5 protein-coding genes are annotated in these 4,719 nt (G+C 59.0%); 4 read left to right on the top strand and 1 reads right to left on the bottom strand.

Annotation, left to right across the window (positions count from 1 at the left end; translation table 11 throughout):
- From INT22_RS20140 to INT22_RS01055, 4 genes are all read left to right on the top strand, one after another.
- A partial coding sequence (locus INT22_RS20140; RefSeq protein ID WP_226912310.1) for an ABC transporter permease occupies window positions 1–891 on the top strand: 891 nt, incomplete at its 5' end.
- Window positions 879–1,937, top strand: a complete 1,059-nt coding sequence (locus tag INT22_RS01065) for an ABC transporter ATP-binding protein (RefSeq protein ID WP_089040682.1) — start codon at window positions 879–881, stop codon at window positions 1,935–1,937. The genes INT22_RS20140 and INT22_RS01065, both read left to right, overlap by 13 nt.
- Window positions 1,934–3,016: an MBL fold metallo-hydrolase gene (locus tag INT22_RS01060; protein ID WP_193060080.1), complete on the top strand. Its 1,083-nt coding sequence runs from the start codon at window positions 1,934–1,936 to the stop codon at window positions 3,014–3,016. Before INT22_RS01065 ends, INT22_RS01060 begins: the two co-directional genes overlap by 4 nt.
- Window positions 3,017–3,026: 10 nt before the next feature.
- Window positions 3,027–3,473 carry a phosphatase domain-containing protein gene (locus tag INT22_RS01055; RefSeq protein ID WP_089040680.1) on the top strand — a complete coding sequence of 149 codons (447 nt, stop codon included), beginning with the start codon at window positions 3,027–3,029 and terminating at the stop codon, window positions 3,471–3,473.
- Here the strand turns inward: INT22_RS01055 and INT22_RS01050 are convergent.
- A complete protein-coding gene (locus tag INT22_RS01050) occupies window positions 3,470–4,633 on the bottom strand; it encodes an MFS transporter (protein ID WP_193060079.1) in 1,164 nt (387 codons plus the stop codon). The two genes, INT22_RS01055 and INT22_RS01050, sit on opposite strands and share 4 nt — an antisense overlap.
- Between the last annotated feature and the right edge of the window lie 86 nt (window positions 4,634–4,719).

The following is a 4,719-nucleotide window of genomic DNA, read 5'->3' as shown; positions in this document are numbered from 1 at the left end:
CAATACTGGCTGAATCGCAGCCGCTTTGGCTTAGGCGGCCATAGCGGTCGCTCTCATGACTTTACCCTGGGCCGCTTTCGGCCAGCGGTGACGACCGTACTCGTCGGCGTTTTATTGGTGATTCTCGTCGCACCACTCGCGGCGCTGGTGGTCAGCTCATTGGTGCCCGCCATGGGCGTTCCCCTCAGCTTCGATAGCGTGACGTTAAACGCTTATCACGAAGTGATTGGCCGCCAAGGCGCCACCTGGCGCGCTGTACGCAACAGCCTATGGCTAGCAGGCGGTGCCGCGCTGGTGCTTATGCTGTGCAGCCTGCCGCTAGCATATCGCCTGCAGCGACTCCCGCCCCGTCTCCAGCAGTTGACGCTCAGCGCTATTGAACTGCCCTACGCACTACCTGGTGTGGTGCTGGCGATCGCCTGCATTTTGCTGTTCGTACGCCCTCTGCCGCTGATCAACGTTGCGCTCTACGGCACGCTCGGGCTGATCTTTGTGGCCTATCTGGCGCGTTTCTTAGTGGTATGCCTCAAACCCGTTAGCGCCAGTTTGGCTCAGCTTGATCCCTCCTTGGAAGAAGCCGCACAACTGGCGGGGGCAGGCCCGTGGCGGCGGCTAACCACGATCGTACTGCCACTGATTGCACCATCGCTATTTGCCGGGGGGCTGTTGGTCTTCCTGCTGGCGGTGAACGAGCTGACGGTATCGGCACTGCTTTGGAGCGCTGGCAACGAAACGCTGGGCGTATTGATTTTTAACCTTGATGAGGGCGGTGAGAGCGTGCTGGCATCTGCGGTATCGGTACTGGTGGTCTTGATGGTCGCCACGCTGATGCTGTCGCTCAGCCTGCTCGCCCCTCGTTTACCCAAAGGAGTCGTGCCATGGCAGGGCTAGCAATTCAACAGGTCACCAAACAGTTTGGCGACCATCGCGCGGTCAATGACCTCTCGCTAGAGATTGCACCAGGGGAATTTGTGGCACTGCTGGGCCCCAGCGGCTGCGGTAAAACCACCATGCTACGTATGCTGGCGGGGTTCGAAAATGTCACTGGCGGCGAAATACGCCTGAACGATACGCTGCTAGCCAGCCGCCATCACCATGTACCACCAGAGCAGCGCAACATGGCGATGGTGTTTCAGTCATACGCGCTCTGGCCGCATATGAACGTGGCCGACAACGTCGGTTACCCACTCAAACTGCGCCGCATTCAGGGCAGTGAATATCAACGCCGAGTTGCTCATGCACTGGCTCAGGTAGCCTTGGAACCCTATGCACAGCGTTCGCCACAGGAGCTAAGCGGTGGTCAGCGCCAGCGGGTCGCGCTAGCCCGCTGTCTAGTGACCGACCCTGCGGTTGTACTGCTGGATGAGCCGCTGGCCAATCTAGACCGTAATCTGCGTGCCTCCATGGAACACAGCTTTGTGGATTTCCACCGCCGTACCCGCGCGACGATGGTGTACGTCACTCACGATCAAAGTGAAGCCATGGCGATGGCGGACCGCATTGCCGTAATGCGCGATGGGGAGCTAGTACAGTGGGCAACGCCCGAAACGCTTTATCGCCAACCGCGCAGCGAATGGGTGGCCAGCTTTATCGGTCAAGGTAGCCAGTTGGCCATTGCCAACGGCGCGCCAGGGCAGCGGCTAACGGAAAGTGCCCTGATGCAAGGGCTGGCTGCGGCACACAGCTCCCGCTCCCAAGCTGCACGTCAACCCGTCCTGGTTCGCCCCGAACATATTCGCGTAGACGCCCAAGCTCCCAATGAACATGACCTCACCGGGCGCGTCGAGCGGCTGACCTTTCGTGGTGAACGCTACGAGTTACACCTGCGTCTGCCCAGCGGCGAAGCCTTGCTGGCTTACCATCACCACGCGCTTGAAGAGGGCCAACAAGTCGCTCTGCGGCTATTAGAAGGCTGGTGTCTGGAGCCTGACCAATGAGCACTCGTATTCATCTATTAAGCGGGCTGGGGGGTAAAGGCCCCGCCGCTATCGTGGTCGAAACCAACGGCAAACGGCTGCTGCTGGACGCAGGAGGCGCGCTGCACCCTGGGGAGCCTATCACCTGGGCAGATGGCTTGGGCGTAGACGCTATTCTGATTAGCCACGACCATATTGACCATATCGGTGGCGTTGCCGAACTGCCCGATACTATCCCGCTCTACTGCACGCCCTTAGTCGCCAACACATTGCCTAAACACCGCGCTTGGCAGCCTTTGCCAGCACGCGGAAGCCTTATGGTCGAAGGTATCAAGGTGACCACCGGCCAAGCAGGACACTCGCTGGGTGGCGTTTGGCTGCACTTGGACGTGGATGGCGGCATTTTCTACAGCGGCGATGCCTGTTTTGAATCCCGCTTGTTTCCTTTCGATATACCGCCACCTGCACGCACGGCGCTGCTGGACGCTTCCTATGGCAACTATGACCAACCCCAGGAAAGCTGCGTGCAGGCTATTCGTCTGCAGCTTGACCAGCCGTTAGTATTACCGACGCCTGAAACAGGGCGCGCCCTGGAAATGGCCCTGTGGCTGTCGGAAGAGGCCGACCGTCGTCAGCTCCCTTTCGCCATTGACCCGATTATTCGCGATAACCTCGCCGCACTGCTAGCACTGCCAAGCGACTTACGCCGCCCAGGTCTCGACAGTGCGATTAGCACACTGCTAGAACGGCAGAATGCTTCGCAGCCAGCGCTGCAGTTGGTTAGTGACCGCAATGATACGCCCGACCAATGGCCCAATTACCAGCTACTGCACACCGGTTACCTAACACCTGAACGCCAAGTTCAACTCGCCGCAGGCGAGATAAGCTGGCAACGCTGGAATGTGCATCTGCGCGCCTCCCACCTAGTAGCGCTTGCCGATCAGCTTGCTGCCACTCAGGTAGTGCCGCTATTTACCCCGCTGACTGGCAACTGTTTAAGCGAATGGCGTCAACGTCTGGGACAGCGGCTACGCATCCATCACACCTTAGAGCTTCAACCGCATATGGCCACGCGCCCTACCGCCCATTTAACCGTTTAGGAAATTAATAATGTCCGCAGTGATTGTTGATGTTGACGGCACGCTTGCCGAATTCCATCCCACCGACGTACACGAGTGGGTTCTTGGCCCCGCCAAGCAGTGGGATCCTTTTTTTGCCCATATGGCTGAAGCGCCGGTGATCGACGCGGTGGCCAAACTGGTTAAGATCCTGAAGGCCCAAGGCCAGCAGATCGTGATTTGCAGCGGCCGTCCGGATAGCCACCGTGAGCATACCCAGCGCTGGTTAGAGCGCCACACCATTCCCTTTGATGCGATGTACCTGCGCCCGCAAGGCGATGACCATGTAGATGATGAAGAGGTGAAAGCCGCGCTACTCAATCAAATGCGTAGCGACGGCTTTGCGCCTTGGCTGGTGCTGGATGACCGTGACGCGGTAGTCGCCCAATGGCGCGCACTCGGACTTACTTGCCTGCAGTGCGCACCGGGAGATTTTTAAGCGCTTGCCAGCCGGATTCGGTGCTGCCACACCAGCACCACCAAGGGCACCAGCGCGACGGGGATTAATAGTAGGTTAAGCATCGCCCAGCCCAAGCCGCTAACCAAAGGCCCAGCGAACAAGGCGGTCACCGCCGCGGTGCCAAACACTAGAAACTCGTTGGCGGCCTGGGTGCGCGCTTTATCCACCGGGCGGTAGCTCTCAGTGAGCAGTCCGGTGGCGGGTAGGAAGGTAAAGTTCCAGCCCAAGCCCAACAAAATCAGCGCTACGTTGAAACCGACTAAACCGATTCCCCACTGAGCAACCAAAGCACTGGCTACCAGCAGCAGGCAACCTGCCACAATGACTTGTTTGGCGCCGAAGCGGGTGGCCAAATGGCCAGTAAAGAAGGAAGGCAAGAACATCGCTACCACGTGCCACTGAATGGTCATTGAAACGTGGTTAAAGTGGTGGCCAGCTCCCTCCATGGCGAGCGGTGTGGCGGTCATCGCCAGATTCATCACACCGTAGCCGACCATCGCCGCGCTCACCGCGACAATAAATCCGGGCTGGCGAAGTATCTTCCCTAGCGGCAGTGCGCTGCCTTCGCAGTGGGTGCGAGAAGCGGGCGGTAACCGTGTCAGCATCAATACCGCTAATGCCAACGCATAGAGCACGGCTAAACCCACGAAACTGCCCAGAAACGGCACCTCGCCCAGCTCACGGCTCACTCTGGCCAACCACGGTCCTGCAAACGCCGCCAGCACACCACCGCCCATCACCAGACCAATCGCCCGGTCACGCATCAATGCCGGAGCGGCCTCTACTGCGGCAAAGCGATACAGTTGACCAAAGCCAATGCCGATACCAATCAGCCAGGTGGCCAGTAAGAACAGTCCAAAGTGCTCACCCATCAGCGCCTGGACGGCAACCAGTGCGCCTACGAATCCCACTATATTGCCCAGAATAAAGCCACGCTTTCGCCCCAGTCTGGCCATGATTAGTGAGGCCGGAATAGTCGCGCACATCAGCCCCAGCCACTGGGTAGCGACAGGCGCTGTCGACCATGACGCGCTAGGGGCCAAGGACGCCCCTATCAGCGGTGATACGGCGATCAACAAGACATTGCCAGTAACCAGCAACGCCTGACAGAGCGATAATAGAGTGACGGTTAAAGGCATGAGAGGTTCTCCTGTGTGGCGCCAGCATGGGAAGAGGCAAAGCGTTGACGATAGACCGAGGGCGATACGCCGTAGTAGCGCTGAAA

The sequence above is a fragment of the Halomonas sp. 3D7M genome, from assembly GCF_014897885.1.
GTDB lineage: Bacteria > Pseudomonadota > Gammaproteobacteria > Pseudomonadales > Halomonadaceae > Vreelandella.
The sequence above is the reverse complement of the archived record's forward strand: the minus strand, read 5'-3'. Positions and strand labels throughout refer to the sequence as shown.